The organism is Micromonospora sp. CA-248212 (assembly GCF_050948405.1).
Taxonomy (GTDB): Bacteria; Actinomycetota; Actinomycetes; order Mycobacteriales; family Micromonosporaceae; genus Micromonospora.
Map to the genome: position 1 here is coordinate 2,548,214 of NZ_CP192023.1, position 14,174 is coordinate 2,562,387.

Genomic DNA, 14,174 nt, shown 5'->3' on the forward strand with positions numbered 1-14,174 from the left:
TCCTCCTTGCCCCGCCATCCTAGTTCTGCGTATGGTCTACGCATTAAAGCGTACGGCATACGCAGAAGGAGTTCTCATGACAGCGACGACCGCACCGGCGCCCCGAGCGGGCCGGCGGGAATGGATCGGATTCGCGGTGCTGATGCTGCCGCTGCTCCTCGTCTCGATGGACGTGTCAGTGCTCTACTTCGCCGTCCCGTTCATCAGCGAGGAGCTGCGGCCCAGCGCCACCCAGCAACTCTGGATCTTCGACATCTACGGCTTCGTGCTGGCCGGGCTGCTGATCACCATGGGCGCCCTGGGTGACCGGATCGGCCGGCGTCGGCTGCTGCTGCTGGGCGCGACCGCCTTCGGGGCGGCGTCCCTGCTGGCCGCGTACGCCGACAGCGCCGCGACCCTGATCGCCGCGCGCGCCGTGCTCGGCGTCGGCGGGGCCACCCTGATGCCCTCCACGCTCGCCCTGGTGCGCAACATGTTCCACGACGCCAAGCAGCGCGGCACCGCGATCGGCATCTGGACCGCCACGCTCACCGGCGGCATCGCCATCGGCCCGGTGCTCAGCGGCGTCCTGCTGGAGCACTTCTGGTGGGGCTCCATCTTCCTGATCAACATCCCGGCGATGCTGCTCCTGCTCCTGCTCGCCCCGGTCCTGGTGCCCGAGTTCCGCAACCCGGCGCGCGGCCGCTTCGACCTGGTCAGCGCGGCGCTGTCGCTCGGCACGCTGCTGCCGGTGATCTACGGCATCAAGGAGATGGCCCGCGACGGCGTCAGCGCGGCGCGGGGGCTGGCCGTCGTCGCCGGCCTGCTGGTCGGGGCGCTCTTCCTGCACCGGCAACGGACCCGGGCGTACCCCATGATCGACCTGGCGCTGTTCCGCCGGCACGGCTTCGCGGGATCGCTGGCGGTCAACCTGCTCGCGATGTTCGCCCTGGTCGGGTTCGCCATCTTCACCACCCAGCACCTCCAACTGGTGCTCGGGCTGAGTCCACTGCGGGCGGCACTGTGGAGCCTCGTACCGTCGCTCGCGGTCGGCGGCGTCGCCCCGGCCGCCGCCGCGCTCGCCCAGCGGGTCGAGCGGGCGTACCTGATCGGGGCCGGCTTCGTGATCGCCGTCGTCGGCTTCGCGGTGCTGACCCGGGTCACCCCCGAGACGCCGCTCTGGCTGCTGCTCGTCGGCGCGAGCGTGTACGCCGGCGGCCTGGTGATGGTGATGTCGCTCGTCACCGAGCTGGTGCTCGGCGCGGCCCCGCCGGAGCAGGCCGGTGTCGCCTCCGCGCTGACCGAGTCCAGCAGCGAACTGGGTGGCGCGCTGGGAATGGCCATCCTGGGCAGCGTGGGCGCCGCGATCTACCACCGGGAGGTTCTGGACGAGCTGCCGGCCGGGCTGCCGACGGGCGTCCGCGACGCGGCCGGCGAGACCCTGGGCGGCGCGCTCGCCGTGACCCGGGGACTGCCGACGGAGGTCGGCGAAGCGGTGCTGCACGCGGCCCGGTTCGCCTTCACCGACGGGCTGCACCTCGCCGCCCTCGCCGCCATGGTGGCGATGGCGCTCGGCGCGGTGACCGCGCTGCTGACGCTGCGCGGCGTCCGGCCGGCCGACCCCGCAGCGCTGGCCGCCGAGCCGACCGAACCGTCGCTGTCGGACGCCGCCCCGGTCAGTCGTTGAGCACCTGGGCGAGTCGGTCGCGGAACCGCCGCTCGGAGTCGCTGACCGACTCGCCGCCCAGGCCCAGCAGACCGCCGCTGGACGCCGCGCCCACGACCTGGTCGGCGATGGTCACCAGCCAGTGCTTGTACGCGCCGGCCTCGCCCTCGTCCACCCGGGCGGCCAGCAGCACGGCCGCCTCACGGGCCCGCACCAGCACGTCGTCGATGTACGCCTGCGGGTCGGCGGGCGCGATGACCGGCAGCTCCTCGCCGGCCTCGGGGTCGCCGACCCGGGTCACGATCTCCCCGGCCACGGCGGCGACGAGGGGGTTGGCCGACTCCCGGCCCGCCCCGATGGACTCCAGACCGGCCGCGTTCTCCGCCATGGTCCGGCGGGTGCCGTCGGACTCGGCGGCGCTCGCCGCGGTCAGCACCGACTGCGGCAGGCCGACCAGCAGCCCCCACTCCTCGTCGGAGAAACCGAAACCGGTGTACGCCGGCTGCTCGATCACGGCAATGCCCCTTCCGCCCTGCGCTGTGTGGTCAATCGGTGCTGCTTGAGTCGATCCACCGGGCCCGTGTGGTGCCCGGGTCAGGCTAGTCGAGGGTCAGCAGACCCTGCTCGGACACCACGCGCACCGAGAGGGTCTTGTACCCGACCTCGTCGAAGAGGACCGTCATCTTGTCGTCCTCGTAGCTGAGCACCAGGCCGCGCCCCCACTCGCCGTGCCGCACCTGACTGTGCACCGGGAACGGGCCGACCGCGCCCTCGTCGGCGGTGCTGGTACCCCGGTGGCAGTTGTCGCAGTGCGCGCAGACCTCGGTCATCTGCTCGCCGAAGTAGGCCAGCAGGGTCTGCCCCCGGCAGGCGGTGGTCTCGGCGAACGCCCGCATCATGTCGGTACGCGAACGCGTCACCGTCTGCTGGCGTTCCGCCTCGGCCAGGGCGGCCGCCGCCGCGTCGACCGGCGCGGGAGAGTAGCGCGGGGCCCCGATGCGCTGGCGGGCGCGGGGCTCGGCGGCCCCCACCTGCTCCAGCAGCGCCAGGTACTGGCCCAGCTTGCGCGGTCCCAGGCCGGTGGCCTCCCGCAGTTCGGTCTTGGTGGCCGGTTTGCGGCGCAGCAGCGCGGCCAGGTCCCGCAGCTCGTTCTCGTCCGGCAGGCCGCCGCTGAAGAACCGTTGCAGGCCCACGTCCTCGGCCCGCCAGAGCAGCAGCACCCGGGCCGGTTGTCCGTCCCGCCCGGCCCGGCCGATCTCCTGGAAGTAGCTGTCCGGCGAGTCGGGCAGCGCCGTGTGCACCACCCAGGCGATGTTCGGCTTGTCGATGCCCATGCCGAACGCCGAGGTGGCGACCATGATGGGAACCTGGTCGGCGAGGAACGCCTCGTGCAGGTCGTTGCGCGCGCCGGTGGGCATCCCACCGTGGTAGAACTGCGCCGGGAAGCCCGCCTTGGTCAACTTCTCGGCCAACTCCTCGGCCGAGCGGCGGGTCGGCACGTAGATGATCCCGGGCCGTTCGTCGTCGCGCAGCAGGGCGATCAGCCGCCGCCACCGGTAGTCCTCGGTCGGGCAGTGTGCCACCTCGAGGAAGAGGTTGGGCCGGTCCAGCCCGGAGACCACCACCTCCGGGTCGCGCAGCCGCAGCCGGGCGATGATGTCGTCGCGTACGGGTGGGGACGCGGTGGCGGTCAGCGCGACCACCGGCGGTCGGCCGATGCCCTCGATGAGGTGGCCCAGCGCCAGGTAGTCGGGCCGGAAGTCGTGCCCCCAGGCGGAGATGCAGTGCGCCTCGTCGATCGCGACCAGCGCCGGCTTCAGCGCGGCGACCTCGGCCATCCGGTCCGGGTTGCTCAACTGCTCCGGGGTGATGAACAGGAACTCGGCCCGCCCGGCCTGGATCTCGGCGATCGCCTCGGCCTGCTGGCCGGCCGACTCGTTCGAGCTGATCCGTACCGCCCGCAGCTCGGGACGTTGCCGCTCGTTGAGCGCCGCGATCTGGTCCTGCTGGAGGGCCAGCAGCGGAGAGATCACCACGGTCGGGCCGGGGATCAGGCTGGCCGGGATCTGGTAGATCGCCGACTTGCCGGCCCCGGTGGGCAACACCACCAGGGCGTCGTGTCGCTTCATCACCGCGCGCATGGCGGCGAGCTGGTTGGGCCGGAGCGCTTTCCAGCCGAAGAGGCTCTTCGCGGCGCGGCGCAACGTCATCGAGTGCGTGGACAGTTTCATCGAGGGCCGGAGGTACCCGAGCCCATGACCACCGAAACACTCCGTTGCGATCATGGGCTCGGGTGCGTCAGGTCTCACCGTAGGCGGGGCAGGACCTCGCGCTGGTAGAGGTCGAACAGGCCCTGGAAGTGGGGGCCGGTGTTGGCCACGTACAGCTCGTCGAAGCCGGCCTTGGCGTACTTGTCGATCATCTCCAGGTGCGCGTCGGCGCTGTTGCCGCAGACGAACGACTCCCGCACCATGTCCTGCGTGACCAGCTCGGAGGCCTGTTCGAAGTGGCGCGGCGAGGGCAGCACCTGCGACAGCTCGCCGGGCACGCCCGCGTTGGGCCAGCGCTCGTACGCGATCCGTGCGCCCTCTTCCTCGCTGGCCGCGTACGCCGCCTTGAACCCGGCCTGGCACGGCTTGTCACCGCCGCCGTTCTCCCGGAAGCGCCGGACCAGCTCGCCGTCGGGCATGGTGCTCACGTAGCCGTCGCCGATGCGGGCGGCCAGGTCGACGGCCTTCGGCCCGAACCCGGAGACGTAGATCGACGGCGGGGTGTCCGGCAGCGTGTAGACCCGGGCGTTCTCCACCGTGTAGTGCGTGCCCCGGTGGTTGACGAAGTCGCCCCGCCACAGCTCGCGGATGACCTCGACGGACTCTTCGAGCATCTCCAGCCGCACGTCGGCGGAGGGCCAGGCGTCGCCGAAGATGTGCTCGTTGAGCGCCTCGCCGGTGCCGACGCCGAGCACGAACCGGCCGCCGTGCAGCACCGCGCTGGTCGCCGCCGCCTGGGCGATCACGGCCGGGTGGATCCGTACGGTCGGGCAGGTCACCGCCGTGGTCACCGGCAGCGCGCAGACCTGGCTGAGCGCGCCGATCATCGACCAGACGAAGGGGCTCTGCCCCTGTGCGTCGACCCAGGGATGGTAGTGGTCGGAGATCCACAGTGCCTCGAAGCCGGCCGCCTCGGCGCCACGGGCCTGCGCCAGCAACTCGGCCGGCGGGTACTCCTCACTGGACAGAAAATATCCGATCTTCATGGCTTCCCCTTCGGCGCGCGGTCCTGCTGTCGGGGAGAGCCGTACCCCGGTCGCGGCGGACCACACCGGCGGGTCGGAGCCCGATCGCCTCAGCGTCGACCGAACATGGCCCGGATCGCGGCGAGCAGCAGCAGAGCGCCGACCACCAGGCCGAGCAGGCGTACGCCGGGGATGTCGGCCGGGCTCGTGGCGTCGGCCAGCGGGGCGGTGTCCATCCCCGCACTCTTCCGGGGAAGGGTCCCATCGGGCAACTGTAAGGTTTATTGACTATTGAATCGCTCGGTGTGACCATGGCAGCACCGCCTGCCCAGGGCGGTGCGCCGAGGGCGCGCGAGAGATGGGGTACGGGGCCGCATGAGCGAGCGCAACCAGCGGGTCGGCGTCACCGCGCCGGCGGGAAACGTCGACCGTTCCGAGGCGACGGCGTGACCGCGCCGGCCGGGCACCTTCCGACGTTGGCAGCCGCCGTCCTGCAACCCGGTTTCGTCGGCACCACGCCGCCGCCCTGGGTGTGCCGCTGGCTCGGCGAAGGGCTCGGCTCGGTGGTGCTGTTCGCCCGCAACGTCGTCGACACCGCCCAGGTGGCGGCGCTCACCGCGACGCTGCGCGCCGAACGGCCGGACGTCATCGTGGCGATCGACGAGGAAGCCGGCGACGTCACCCGGATCGAGTCCGCCCGGGGCAGCTCCCGGCCGGGTAACTACGCCCTCGGCGCGGTCGACGACCCGGCGCTGACCGAGGCCGTCGCCCTCGACCTCGGCATCGAGCTGGCGGCGGCCGGGGTGACCCTCGACTACGCCCCGGACGCCGACGTCAACTCCAACCCGGCCAACCCGGTGATCGGCGTCCGCTCGTTCGGGGCCGACCCGGCGCTCGTCGCGCGGCACACCGCCGCCTGGATCCGTGGCCTCCAGGGTGGCGGCGTGGCCGCCTGCGCCAAGCACTTCCCCGGGCACGGCGACACCCGCGTCGACTCCCACCACGACCTGCCGCGCATCACCGCCGACCGGGCCCGCCTGGACGCCTGCGAGCTGGCCCCGTTCCGGGCGGCGGTGGCGGCCGGCGCGCAGGCGGTGATGACCGGCCACCTGCTCGTGCCCGCGCTCGACGCGGACCTGCCGGCCACGCTGAGCCAGCGCATCCTGGGCGGGCTGCTCCGCGACGAGTTGGGCTTCTCCGGCGTGGTCGTGACCGACGCCGTGGAGATGCGCGCGGTCGCCGACCGGTACGGCTTCGCGGGCGCGGCCGTGCGGGCGCTCGCGGCCGGGGCCGACGCCATCTGCGTCGGTGGCGAGCGCAGCGACGAGGACGCCGCCCGGGAACTGCGCGACGCCATCGTGGCCGCCGTCGTCTCCGGTGAGCTGCCCGAGGAACGCCTCGCCGAGGCCGCCAAGCGGGTCGGCCAGCTCGCCGCCTGGACGGTGGCCGCCCGCGCCGCCCGCCCGAGCCTCACCCACCGGGCCACCGACGTCGGGCTGGTCGCCGCCCGCCGGGCCGTCCGGATCAGCACCGGCCCGGACGCCCCGGTCGCGCTGCCCCTGACCCGCGCCGCCCACGTGGTCGAGTTCGAGCCGCCGCGCAACATCGCCATCGGCGCGGAGACCCCGTGGGGCATCGGCGAGCCGTTGGGCGAACTGCTGCCCGGCACGACGACGGTCCGCCACGCCGAGCCCGACGTGCCCGCCGACCCGGGAGCCGACGCCGGGGACCACCCGCTGGTGCTGGTCGTCCGTGACCTGCACCGGCACGACTGGATGCAGGCGGCGGTGCGGCGAGCGCTCGCCAATCGGCCGGACGCGGTCGTGGTCGAGCTGGGTGTGCCCGCGCTGGTCGTCGGGGCGGTGCACCTGGCCACCCACGGCGCCACCCGGGCCAGCGGGCGGGCCGCCGCCGAGGTGCTGACCGGCCGGACCCGCTGACGCTACGGTTGCTCGGCGACCAGGTCGGCGTACTCGGGATGCTTGTCGATGAACGCCGCCACGAACGGGCACTGCGGCACCACCCGCCCACCCCGGTCCCGCACCTGGTCGAGGGTGCCGCGGATCAGCGCGCCGCCGACGCCCTTGCCCTGGAAGCCCGGGTCCACCTGGGTGTGCGTGAAGACCAGCACGTCGTCGCCACGCTGCAGGTAGGCGGTGAAGCCGGCCAACGCGTCGTCGACCAGGATCTCGAATCGGTTCTTGGCGGGATTGTCCTCGACGAGGGTGCTCACCGGGCCATTGTCCCAGCCCCGGCGGCAAGCACGTCGAGTTCGGCGAGCAACCGGTCCACCTCGTCCACCGTGTTGTAGTGGTAGATGCTGGCCCGCACCGCGCCACCGCTGTCGCGCAGACCCATCGTCTGGAAGTACTCGTAGGCGTAGTAGTCGCCGGCCGACAGGCAGAACCCGGCCTCGCCCAGCGCCTGCTGGGTCTGCTGCGGCGACAGCCCGGCGACCCGGAAGGAGACGGTCGGGCAGCGCCGGGCCGGCGAGCCGTAGACCGTGACGGCGGGCCGCGCGGCGAGACCGGCGAGCAGCCGATCCAGCAGCGCCTCCTCGTGGGCCTGGGCGGCGGCCAACCCGGACCGCAGCCGCGCCCGGCGGTCGCCGGTCGCGTCCGGGTCCAGGGCGGCCAGGTGATCCACGGCGGCCGTCACGCCGGCCAGCAGCGGGAAGCTCGGTGTGCCGTACTCGAAACGGTCCGGCGCGGCGTCGGCGGACGGCACCAGCTTCGCCGGGCGCAACGCCGCCCACCGGCTCGGGTCGGCCACCATCGCGGCCAGGTGCGGCCCGGACCACTTGTACGCGCTGGTGACCAGCACGTCCGCGCCGAGCGACGTCAGGTCGGTCGGACCGTGCGGCACGGAGTGCACGCCGTCCACGCAGACCAGCGCCCCGACCGAGTGTGCGATCTTGGCGATCGCCGGCACGTCCGGCACGGTGCCGATGGCGTTGCTGCCGGCGGTCACCGCCACCAGCCGAGTCCGCTCGCCCACCAGGTCGGCGTACTGGCCGCTGGGCAGCTCGCCGGTGTGCCGGTCGAACTCGGCCCAGCGCACCGTCGCGCCGGCCGCCTCGGCGGCCTGCACCCACGGGCGCACGTTGGCGTCGTGGTCGAGCCGGGACACCACCACCTGGTCGCCGGGCCGCCAGGTCGCGCCGAGGGTACGGGCCAGGGTGTACGTCAGCGCGGTGGCGCTCGGCCCGAGCACCACCCCGTCCGGCTCGGCCCCGAGCAGGTCGGCGACCGCCGAGCGGGCCTGCGCCACCATCTCCAGCGACCGACGACCGGGCGTGAAGGCGGCGCTGCGATTGCCGACGGCGGCGCGCATGGCGTCGGTGACCGCGTCGATCACGCCGGCCGCGGTCTGCGTGCCCCCGGCGCCGTCGAAGTGGACGAAGCCCTCGGTCAGGGCGGGATAGGCGGCCCGGGTACGGGCGATGTCGAAGGCCATGCCCGGACCCTAGCCGGGACGCCGGCCACGCTCGCCCCCGCCCGGTCGTCGCGGACGTCTCGTACCCTTGGCGGGGTGACGAACCGACCCACCACCATCGGCCTGCCCCCCGTCCGCCGTGCCGCCGGCCTGGTTGCCGCCGTGGCGCTCGGCCTCGCCCTGCTCGCCGGCTGCAGCTCCCAGGGCGCCTCCACCGACTGCGGGCTGGACGCCTGCACGGTCACCTTCGAGCGGGGCGTCGAGGCGAGCGCCACCATCCTCGGCGTCGAGGCGAAGCTGGTCGGCGCCGAGGGCGACCAGGTGACCGTCGAGGTCGCCGGCGAGCAGCTCACCCTCACCACCGGCCAGCAGGCCACCGAGGCCGGCGGGTTCGCGGTCACCGTCGACAGCGTCACCGACCAGCAGGTCAAGATCCGCGTTTCCCGCAACCCGGGTAACTGACCCGCGCGGGCGGCGGTGGCCGACGTTTGGGAATCGTCGGAATCGGAGATTGTGACGCCATGTCACTCACCCGTAGCGCCGAAGCCACCGCCTCCCGGACGGCGGACAGCCGGTGGCTGGAACTTCTCGCCCGGGCCGGCTTCATCGGCTACGGCATCGTCCACCTGCTCTTCGCCTGGTTGGCGTTGCAGATCGCGTTCGGCACGTCGTCCGACGACGGCGACCAGTCCGGCGCGCTGCGTACCCTCTCGGAACAGCCGCTCGGCAAGTTCCTCGTCATCGCCGTCGCGGTCGGCCTGCTCGCCATGGCGATCTGGCAGGGCCTCGAGGCGGCGGGCGGGCACCGCGCCGAGCGGGGCAAGGAGCGGGTCATGGAGCGGCTGGCCTCGGCCGGCCGGACCATCGTCTACCTCTACTTCGCCTGGACCGCCTTCAAGGTGTTCTCCGAGGCCGGGTCGAACAGCGCCGACAACCAGGAGGCGCTGAGCGGCAAGCTGATGACCTCCACCGGTGGCCGCTGGCTGGTCGGCCTGGCCGGTCTGGTGGTCGCGGCGATCGGCATCGGCCTGGTCATCTACGGCATCCGCAAGACGTTCGAGAAGCACCTCAAGACCGGCGAGATGAGCCCGAAGACTCGCCAGTTGGCCCGTCGCCTCGGCATCGCGGGCTACGTCGCCAAGGGTGTCGCGTACGGCATCGCCGGCCTGCTGGTCATCGTCGCCGCGGTGAAGTACGACCCGGAGAAGGCCCGGGGTCTGGACGCCGCCCTGCACACGCTGCGCGAGCAGTCGTACGGCTCGTTCCTGCTGGCCCTGGTCGCCCTCGGCATCGCCGCCTTCGGCGTCTACTGCTTCCTCCAGTCCCGGTACCGCAAGGTCTGAACTGGTCGATACCGAGGACGTCGGGCACTATTGGGCTTTTGCCCGAAGTTCCGCCGCTCGGTCGAAGGGAAGCGCCCCACTCGTGCAGAGCTATCTCGAAACGACCGTCGCCGCGCTCGCCGCGGCGGCGGTCGCCCTCTTCCTGGTCGAGGTCGTCCACCGGATCACCCGGCGGTTCGGCCGCCGGTCCCTGTTGTTGACCGAGTTGACCGACCACGCGCACCGTCCGTTCCAGGTCGCCGCCACCGTCCTCGCGGTGCAGTTCGCCGCCCGCTTCACCACCGGGTACGCCGTCGGCGAGAGCTGGCGGCGGCTCCTGCTGCACCTGCTGGTGCTCTGTGTGATCGCCAGCGCCGCCTGGCTGGTGGCGGCGCTGTTGATCGTCGTCGAGGACACCGCGCTCGCCCGCTTCCGGGTCGACGTGCCCAACAACCGGCACGCCCGGCGGGTGCGTACCCAGGTGGTGATGCTGCGCCGGCTGACCGTCGCGGTGATCGTCATCCTGACCGTCGGCGTGATGCTGATGACGTTCCCGAGCGTGCGCGGCATCGGCGCCGGCGTGCTGACCTCCGCCGGTGTCGTCGGCGTGGTGGCCGCCCTGGCCGCCCAGAGCCTGCTCGGCAACGTCTTCGCCGGGCTGCAACTCGCCTTCAGCGACGCGGTCCGCCTCGACGACGTGGTGGTTGTCGAGGGGGAGTGGGGTCGGATCGAGGAGCTGACCCTCAGCTACGTGGTGGTCCAGATCTGGGACGACCGGCGGCTGATCCTGCCCACCTCGTACTTCACCAGCAAGCCGTTCCAGAACTGGACCCGCACCGAGGCGGCGGTGCTCGGCACCGCCGAGTTCGACGTCGACTGGGCCGTGCCGGTGCAGACCATGCGCGAGGAGCTGCGCCGGCTCGTCGAGGGCACCGAGTTGTGGGACGGTCGGGTCTGCGTCCTCCAGGTCACCGACGCCACCGGCGGGATGGTGCGGCTGCGCGCGCTGGTCAGCGCCGCCGACGCGGGCAGTCTGTGGGACCTGCGCGCCCTCGTCCGCGAGCACCTGGTGGCCTGGATCCGGGACAACCGGCCCACCGCCATGCCCCGCGTCCGCACCGAACTGGGCGACGCCACCAGCAACCTGTCCTGGCAGTGGGTGCAGCCCAGGCGGCCGACCCGACGCCTCTCCGACACCGAGGCCCCCGACGACGCCCGCGTCTTCGGCGGTAGCGACGACGGCGACGCCCGCAGCGAAGCCTTCGTAGGCCCCGAGGAAACCCGCCCCTGACCCCCGTACTCACCCCGTTGTTCATGAAAGTTATTGCCTCTTGCTTCGGTGTGTCCTGGCAATAACTTCATGATCGCCGCGAATGGGTGGGGTGGGGTCTGGGGAGGTTTGGTTGGGGTTGCGCGGGGGATGTGCTGCCGGACGTCTCTGCCGTGATCGGGGTGACCCACGCCAGCTTGTCGGCGCGGCATCCCGACAACGGCGACAGGTCGCCGCACGTCGAGTTTTAGGATTGACAGGCGACGACTCCGGGCATACAGCGCGGTGATGAGGAAAGGAGGACAGCATGGCTGACGTGGCGAATGCCCGCACATCCCGCAATGGGAGCGAGCCCTCCACCGCCGAGCTGGTGCAGCGGGCCACCGAACAGGTATCCCGTCTGGTACGGGACGAACTGGCGCTGGCCCGGGCGGAGTTGACCCAGAAGGGCAAGCACGCCGGCATCGGGATCGGCCTGTTCGGCGGCGGCGGGGCGCTGGCGTTCTACGGCCTGGGCGCGCTCGTCGCCACCGCCATCCTGCTGCTGGATCTGGTGCTGCCCGCCTGGGCCGCCGCGCTGATCGTGGCGGTGGCCCTCTTCCTGGTGGCCGGCATCCTCGCGCTGGTGGGCAAGAAGCAGGTCAGTCGTGCGGTCCCACCGGTGCCGGCGGCGACGGTCCGCAGCCTCCGTGCCGACGTGGACACCGTGGCCGCCGCCGTGAAGGACAGGGGACGGGCATGACGGGCAACGGAACGGGCGACACCGAGGCCCTACGCGAGGAGATCCGCCGTACCCGGGTGGAGCTGGGCGAGACGATGGAGGCGTTGGCCGCCAAGGCGGACGTCAAGGCCCGCCTGAAGGAGTCCGCCGAACAGGCGAAGGAGCGGATGCGCGAGCAGGCGGCGCAGACCGTGGCCCGGGTCCGCGGGCAGGCCGCGCGCGGTGCCGGGATGGCCCGCGCCCAGGCGTACGACAAGGGCGGCCTGGTCCGTGAGAAGGGCGAGCTGGTTCGACGCAACCCGGTGCCGTGGGCGGCGCTCGCCGCCAGCGCGGTGGCCACCGTGGTGGTGCTGATGATCGTGCGGGGGAGGCGTAGGTGAGCAGGAGCATCGGCAAGGTCGCGTACCGGCCGGTCGGCGTGTTGTTGGGTATCGCCGCGGGTACGGTGGCCGGCGCGATCTTCCGGCAGGTCTGGAAGGTCACGGCGGGCGACGGCGAGGCGCCGAACGCCACCGACGAGGACCGTGGTTGGGGCGAGATCCTGGCCGCCGCGGCGTTGCAGGGGGCCATCTTCGCGGTGGTCCGTGCCGCCGTGGACCGGGGTGGGGCGGTCGGCGTCCGCCGGATGACCGGCCACTGGCCGGACTGACCGACGCATAGACGTCAGGCCCTCTTCCCCATCGACGGGAAGGGGGCCTTTCGCACGACTCGCAACGCCGCCCAGCGACCTGAGCCATCCGTCAGGTCACATGTCGGAGAAATTCGTCGGACAGGTCGTGCAGACTTTTTGCGTACGTGATTTGCTGTTCCACGCTGTTGCGAGATGGCGTGGGTTGAGAGAAGTCTCCTTCGTGGGGGCCGCCTCAGACGCCGCTGCTCGAAAACGGCCAATCGGCCGCACGGCGTGCACGGCCGCCAGTTTTAGAAGGAGATACACATGGCGCAGGGAACCGTGAAGTGGTTCAACGCTGACAAGGGCTTCGGCTTCATCACCGTCGACGGCGGGGGTGCTGACGTGTTCGTCCACTTCTCGGCCATCCAGACCAGCGGCTACCGCACGCTGGAGGAGAACCAGCGGGTGGAGTTCGAGATCGCCCAGGGTCAGAAGGGCCCGCAGGCCGAGCAGGTCCGTCCCCTCTGACACATCTGGCCGGCCCCCGCCGGTCAGGGCTCGTTGAAGTGAAGCCCCGTATCCCGTGCTGGGATGCGGGGCTTTCCACGTCCACCGCTCACCCGCTCGCGCCGGCGACCAGGCTGGCTTCTCACCGGCGGCGTCGTGAGCGCAGTCCCAGCCAGAGCGCCACCAGTCCGGCGGCGGCCACGATCGGGCCCACCACCACCCAGAGCGTCTCGTCGGTCATCGGGCTGCCGTCGACGTAGCCGAGGCCCTGCACCGTCCACACCGCACCGATCACCACGGCCAGCAGGCCGAGGGTGAGTGTCAGCCAACCCCTCATCGCGCACCCTCCTCGCCGGATCGGGCGGCACGCCGCCCCGGGCGTCCAGCATCGTCGTCTTGACGGCGCGACGCGAGCACCCGGGGTCGGCGGCTCACCACCGGTCGTGCACCTGCGGGCGGATCAGCTCGTCGTAGACCTCGCGTACACCGGCCAGTTGGGCGGCCTCCAGTGGCGGCAGGTCCGCCGCGGCGGCGTTGCGCCGCGCCTGCTCGGCGTCGCGCGCGCCCGGGATGACGACGGTGACGCCGGCCTGGTCCAGCACCCACCGCAGCGCGAACTGGGCCATGGTGCGGTCGGCGTCGACAAGCGGCGCGAGCCGGCGTACGGCCGCGAGCCCCTGCGTGTAGTCGACGCCGGAGAACGTCTCGCCCACGTCGAACGCCGCACCGTTGCGGTTGTAGTTGCGGTGGTCGTCGGCGGGGAACTCGGTGTGCTCGTCGTACCGGCCGGAGAGCAGGCCACTGGCCAGCGGCACCCGGGCGATGATCCCGACGCCGGCCTCGGCGGCCGCCGGCAGCACCTGCTCCAGCGGCTTGTGCCGGACGGCGTTGAGGATGATCTGGACGCTGGCCACGCCGGGCCGGGCGATGGCGGTCAGCGCCTGGTCGCAGGTCTCCACGCTGACGCCGTACCCCGCGATGGCCTTCTCCGCGACGAGGGTGTCCAGGGCGTCGAAGACCGCGTCGTCGGCGAAGACGGCGGTCGGCGGGCAGTGCAGTTGGACCAGATCCAGGGTGTCCATCCCGAGGTTGGCCCGGGACCGGTCGGTCCACTGCCGGAAGTTGGCCATGGTGTACGCCTCGGGCCGCTGCTCGACGCGCCGGCCCATCTTGGTGGCGACGGTCAGCCCGGCGTCCGGCCGGGAGCGCAGGAAGCGGCCGATCAGCTGCTCGCTGCGGCCGTCGCCGTACACGTCGGCGGTGTCCAGGAAGGTGACTCCGGCGTCCACGGCGGCGCTGAGCACGGCCATGGCGTCGGTCTCGCTGACGGTCCCCCAGTCGGCGCCGAGTTGCCAGGCGCCCAGGCCGACGACCCCGACGGTCCGGCCGAGCCGGTTGAAGCTGCGCTGTTCCATGCCCCGAGCCT

The 14,174-nt window shown here is 72.3% G+C and carries 17 protein-coding genes; 9 read left to right on the forward strand and 8 right to left on the reverse strand.

Annotated features, from left to right (window positions below):
* The first annotated feature begins 76 nt into the window (after positions 1–76).
* The gene (locus tag ACQP03_RS12360) at positions 77–1,666 is read left to right on the forward strand and encodes an MFS transporter (RefSeq protein WP_357173453.1); all 1,590 of its coding nucleotides are present in this window, start codon (positions 77–79) and stop codon (positions 1,664–1,666) included.
* On the opposite strand, the gene ACQP03_RS12365 is transcribed toward ACQP03_RS12360, so the two are convergent.
* From ACQP03_RS12365 to ACQP03_RS12380, 4 genes are all read right to left on the reverse strand, one after another.
* Entirely contained in the window at positions 1,656–2,159 is a 504-nt protein-coding gene (locus tag ACQP03_RS12365; protein WP_355053404.1) for a hypothetical protein, read from the reverse strand. The genes ACQP03_RS12360 and ACQP03_RS12365 overlap by 11 nt on opposite strands.
* Before the next feature lie 85 nt (positions 2,160–2,244).
* On the reverse strand, positions 2,245–3,876 hold the full coding sequence (locus tag ACQP03_RS12370; RefSeq protein WP_357173456.1) for a RecQ family ATP-dependent DNA helicase: 1,632 nt from the start codon (positions 3,874–3,876) through the stop codon (positions 2,245–2,247).
* 74 nt (positions 3,877–3,950) lie between these two features.
* A complete protein-coding gene (locus tag ACQP03_RS12375; protein ID WP_357119688.1) occupies positions 3,951–4,901 on the reverse strand; it encodes a TIGR03557 family F420-dependent LLM class oxidoreductase in 951 nt (316 codons plus the stop codon).
* An 89-nt stretch (positions 4,902–4,990) separates the two neighbouring features.
* Positions 4,991–5,116 (reverse strand): hypothetical protein, encoded by a 126-nt coding sequence (locus ACQP03_RS12380; RefSeq protein WP_355053401.1) that lies wholly within the window; start codon positions 5,114–5,116, stop codon positions 4,991–4,993.
* A gap of 210 nt (positions 5,117–5,326) precedes the next feature.
* On the opposite strand from ACQP03_RS12380, the gene ACQP03_RS12385 reads away from it, so the two are divergent.
* Complete coding sequence (locus ACQP03_RS12385; RefSeq protein ID WP_396832168.1) at positions 5,327–6,820, forward strand: glycoside hydrolase family 3 protein; 1,494 nt, start codon at positions 5,327–5,329, stop codon at positions 6,818–6,820.
* 2 nt (positions 6,821–6,822) lie between these two features.
* Here ACQP03_RS12385 and ACQP03_RS12390 read toward each other — a convergent pair whose 3' ends face one another.
* On the reverse strand, positions 6,823–7,113 hold the full coding sequence (locus ACQP03_RS12390) for a GNAT family N-acetyltransferase (RefSeq protein ID WP_363661004.1): 291 nt from the start codon (positions 7,111–7,113) through the stop codon (positions 6,823–6,825).
* Complete coding sequence (locus ACQP03_RS12395; RefSeq protein ID WP_363661003.1) at positions 7,110–8,336, reverse strand: cysteine desulfurase-like protein; 1,227 nt, start codon at positions 8,334–8,336, stop codon at positions 7,110–7,112. Before ACQP03_RS12395 ends, ACQP03_RS12390 begins: the two co-directional genes overlap by 4 nt.
* A 75-nt stretch (positions 8,337–8,411) precedes the next feature.
* Between ACQP03_RS12395 and ACQP03_RS12400 the strand changes: the two genes are divergently transcribed.
* The 7 genes from ACQP03_RS12400 to ACQP03_RS12430 all read left to right on the forward strand — a co-directional run bounded on the left by ACQP03_RS12400 (position 8,412) and on the right by ACQP03_RS12430 (position 12,769).
* Positions 8,412–8,777, forward strand: a complete 366-nt coding sequence (locus tag ACQP03_RS12400) for a hypothetical protein (protein WP_357119675.1) — start codon at positions 8,412–8,414, stop codon at positions 8,775–8,777.
* Positions 8,778–8,836: 59 nt separating this feature from the next.
* Entirely contained in the window at positions 8,837–9,658 is an 822-nt protein-coding gene (locus tag ACQP03_RS12405; RefSeq protein ID WP_357173462.1) for a DUF1206 domain-containing protein, read from the forward strand.
* Between the two features lie 82 nt (positions 9,659–9,740).
* On the forward strand, positions 9,741–10,928 hold the full coding sequence (locus ACQP03_RS12410; protein ID WP_357119669.1) for a mechanosensitive ion channel family protein: 1,188 nt from the start codon (positions 9,741–9,743) through the stop codon (positions 10,926–10,928).
* A 286-nt stretch (positions 10,929–11,214) separates the two neighbouring features.
* Positions 11,215–11,649, forward strand: a complete 435-nt coding sequence (locus ACQP03_RS12415; protein ID WP_357119666.1) for a phage holin family protein — start codon at positions 11,215–11,217, stop codon at positions 11,647–11,649.
* The gene (locus ACQP03_RS12420) at positions 11,646–12,008 is read left to right on the forward strand and encodes a DUF3618 domain-containing protein (protein ID WP_357119663.1); all 363 of its coding nucleotides are present in this window, start codon (positions 11,646–11,648) and stop codon (positions 12,006–12,008) included. The genes ACQP03_RS12415 and ACQP03_RS12420 overlap by 4 nt, the downstream gene beginning before the upstream one ends.
* Positions 12,005–12,277: a DUF4235 domain-containing protein gene (locus ACQP03_RS12425; protein WP_007458126.1), complete on the forward strand. Its 273-nt coding sequence runs from the start codon at positions 12,005–12,007 to the stop codon at positions 12,275–12,277. The genes ACQP03_RS12420 and ACQP03_RS12425 overlap by 4 nt, the downstream gene beginning before the upstream one ends.
* Positions 12,278–12,565: 288 nt before the next feature.
* Positions 12,566–12,769, forward strand: a complete 204-nt coding sequence (locus tag ACQP03_RS12430; protein WP_011905669.1) for a cold-shock protein — start codon at positions 12,566–12,568, stop codon at positions 12,767–12,769.
* A 121-nt stretch (positions 12,770–12,890) separates the two neighbouring features.
* Here ACQP03_RS12430 and ACQP03_RS12435 read toward each other — a convergent pair whose 3' ends face one another.
* Both ACQP03_RS12435 and ACQP03_RS12440 read right to left on the reverse strand, forming a co-directional pair.
* A complete protein-coding gene (locus tag ACQP03_RS12435; protein ID WP_357119660.1) occupies positions 12,891–13,085 on the reverse strand; it encodes a hypothetical protein in 195 nt (64 codons plus the stop codon).
* 94 nt (positions 13,086–13,179) lie between these two features.
* Positions 13,180–14,163, reverse strand: a complete 984-nt coding sequence (locus tag ACQP03_RS12440) for an aldo/keto reductase (RefSeq protein WP_357119657.1) — start codon at positions 14,161–14,163, stop codon at positions 13,180–13,182.
* Positions 14,164–14,174: the final 11 nt, after the last annotated feature.

Coding starts and splice junctions, on each gene's coding strand:
- ACQP03_RS12360 (WP_357173453.1), top strand. CDS start 77: ATGACAGCGACGACCGCACCGGCGCCCCGAGCGGGCCGGCGGGAATGG.
- ACQP03_RS12370 (WP_357173456.1), bottom strand. CDS start 3,876: ATGAAACTGTCCACGCACTCGATGACGTTGCGCCGCGCCGCGAAGAGC.
- ACQP03_RS12375 (WP_357119688.1), bottom strand. CDS start 4,901: ATGAAGATCGGATATTTTCTGTCCAGTGAGGAGTACCCGCCGGCCGAG.
- ACQP03_RS12380 (WP_355053401.1), bottom strand. CDS start 5,116: ATGGACACCGCCCCGCTGGCCGACGCCACGAGCCCGGCCGACATCCCC.
- ACQP03_RS12395 (WP_363661003.1), bottom strand. CDS start 8,336: ATGGCCTTCGACATCGCCCGTACCCGGGCCGCCTATCCCGCCCTGACC.
- ACQP03_RS12405 (WP_357173462.1), top strand. CDS start 8,837: ATGTCACTCACCCGTAGCGCCGAAGCCACCGCCTCCCGGACGGCGGAC.
- ACQP03_RS12415 (WP_357119666.1), top strand. CDS start 11,215: ATGGCTGACGTGGCGAATGCCCGCACATCCCGCAATGGGAGCGAGCCC.
- ACQP03_RS12420 (WP_357119663.1), top strand. CDS start 11,646: ATGACGGGCAACGGAACGGGCGACACCGAGGCCCTACGCGAGGAGATC.
- ACQP03_RS12430 (WP_011905669.1), top strand. CDS start 12,566: ATGGCGCAGGGAACCGTGAAGTGGTTCAACGCTGACAAGGGCTTCGGC.
- ACQP03_RS12435 (WP_357119660.1), bottom strand. CDS start 13,085: ATGAGGGGTTGGCTGACACTCACCCTCGGCCTGCTGGCCGTGGTGATC.
- ACQP03_RS12440 (WP_357119657.1), bottom strand. CDS start 14,163: ATGGAACAGCGCAGCTTCAACCGGCTCGGCCGGACCGTCGGGGTCGTC.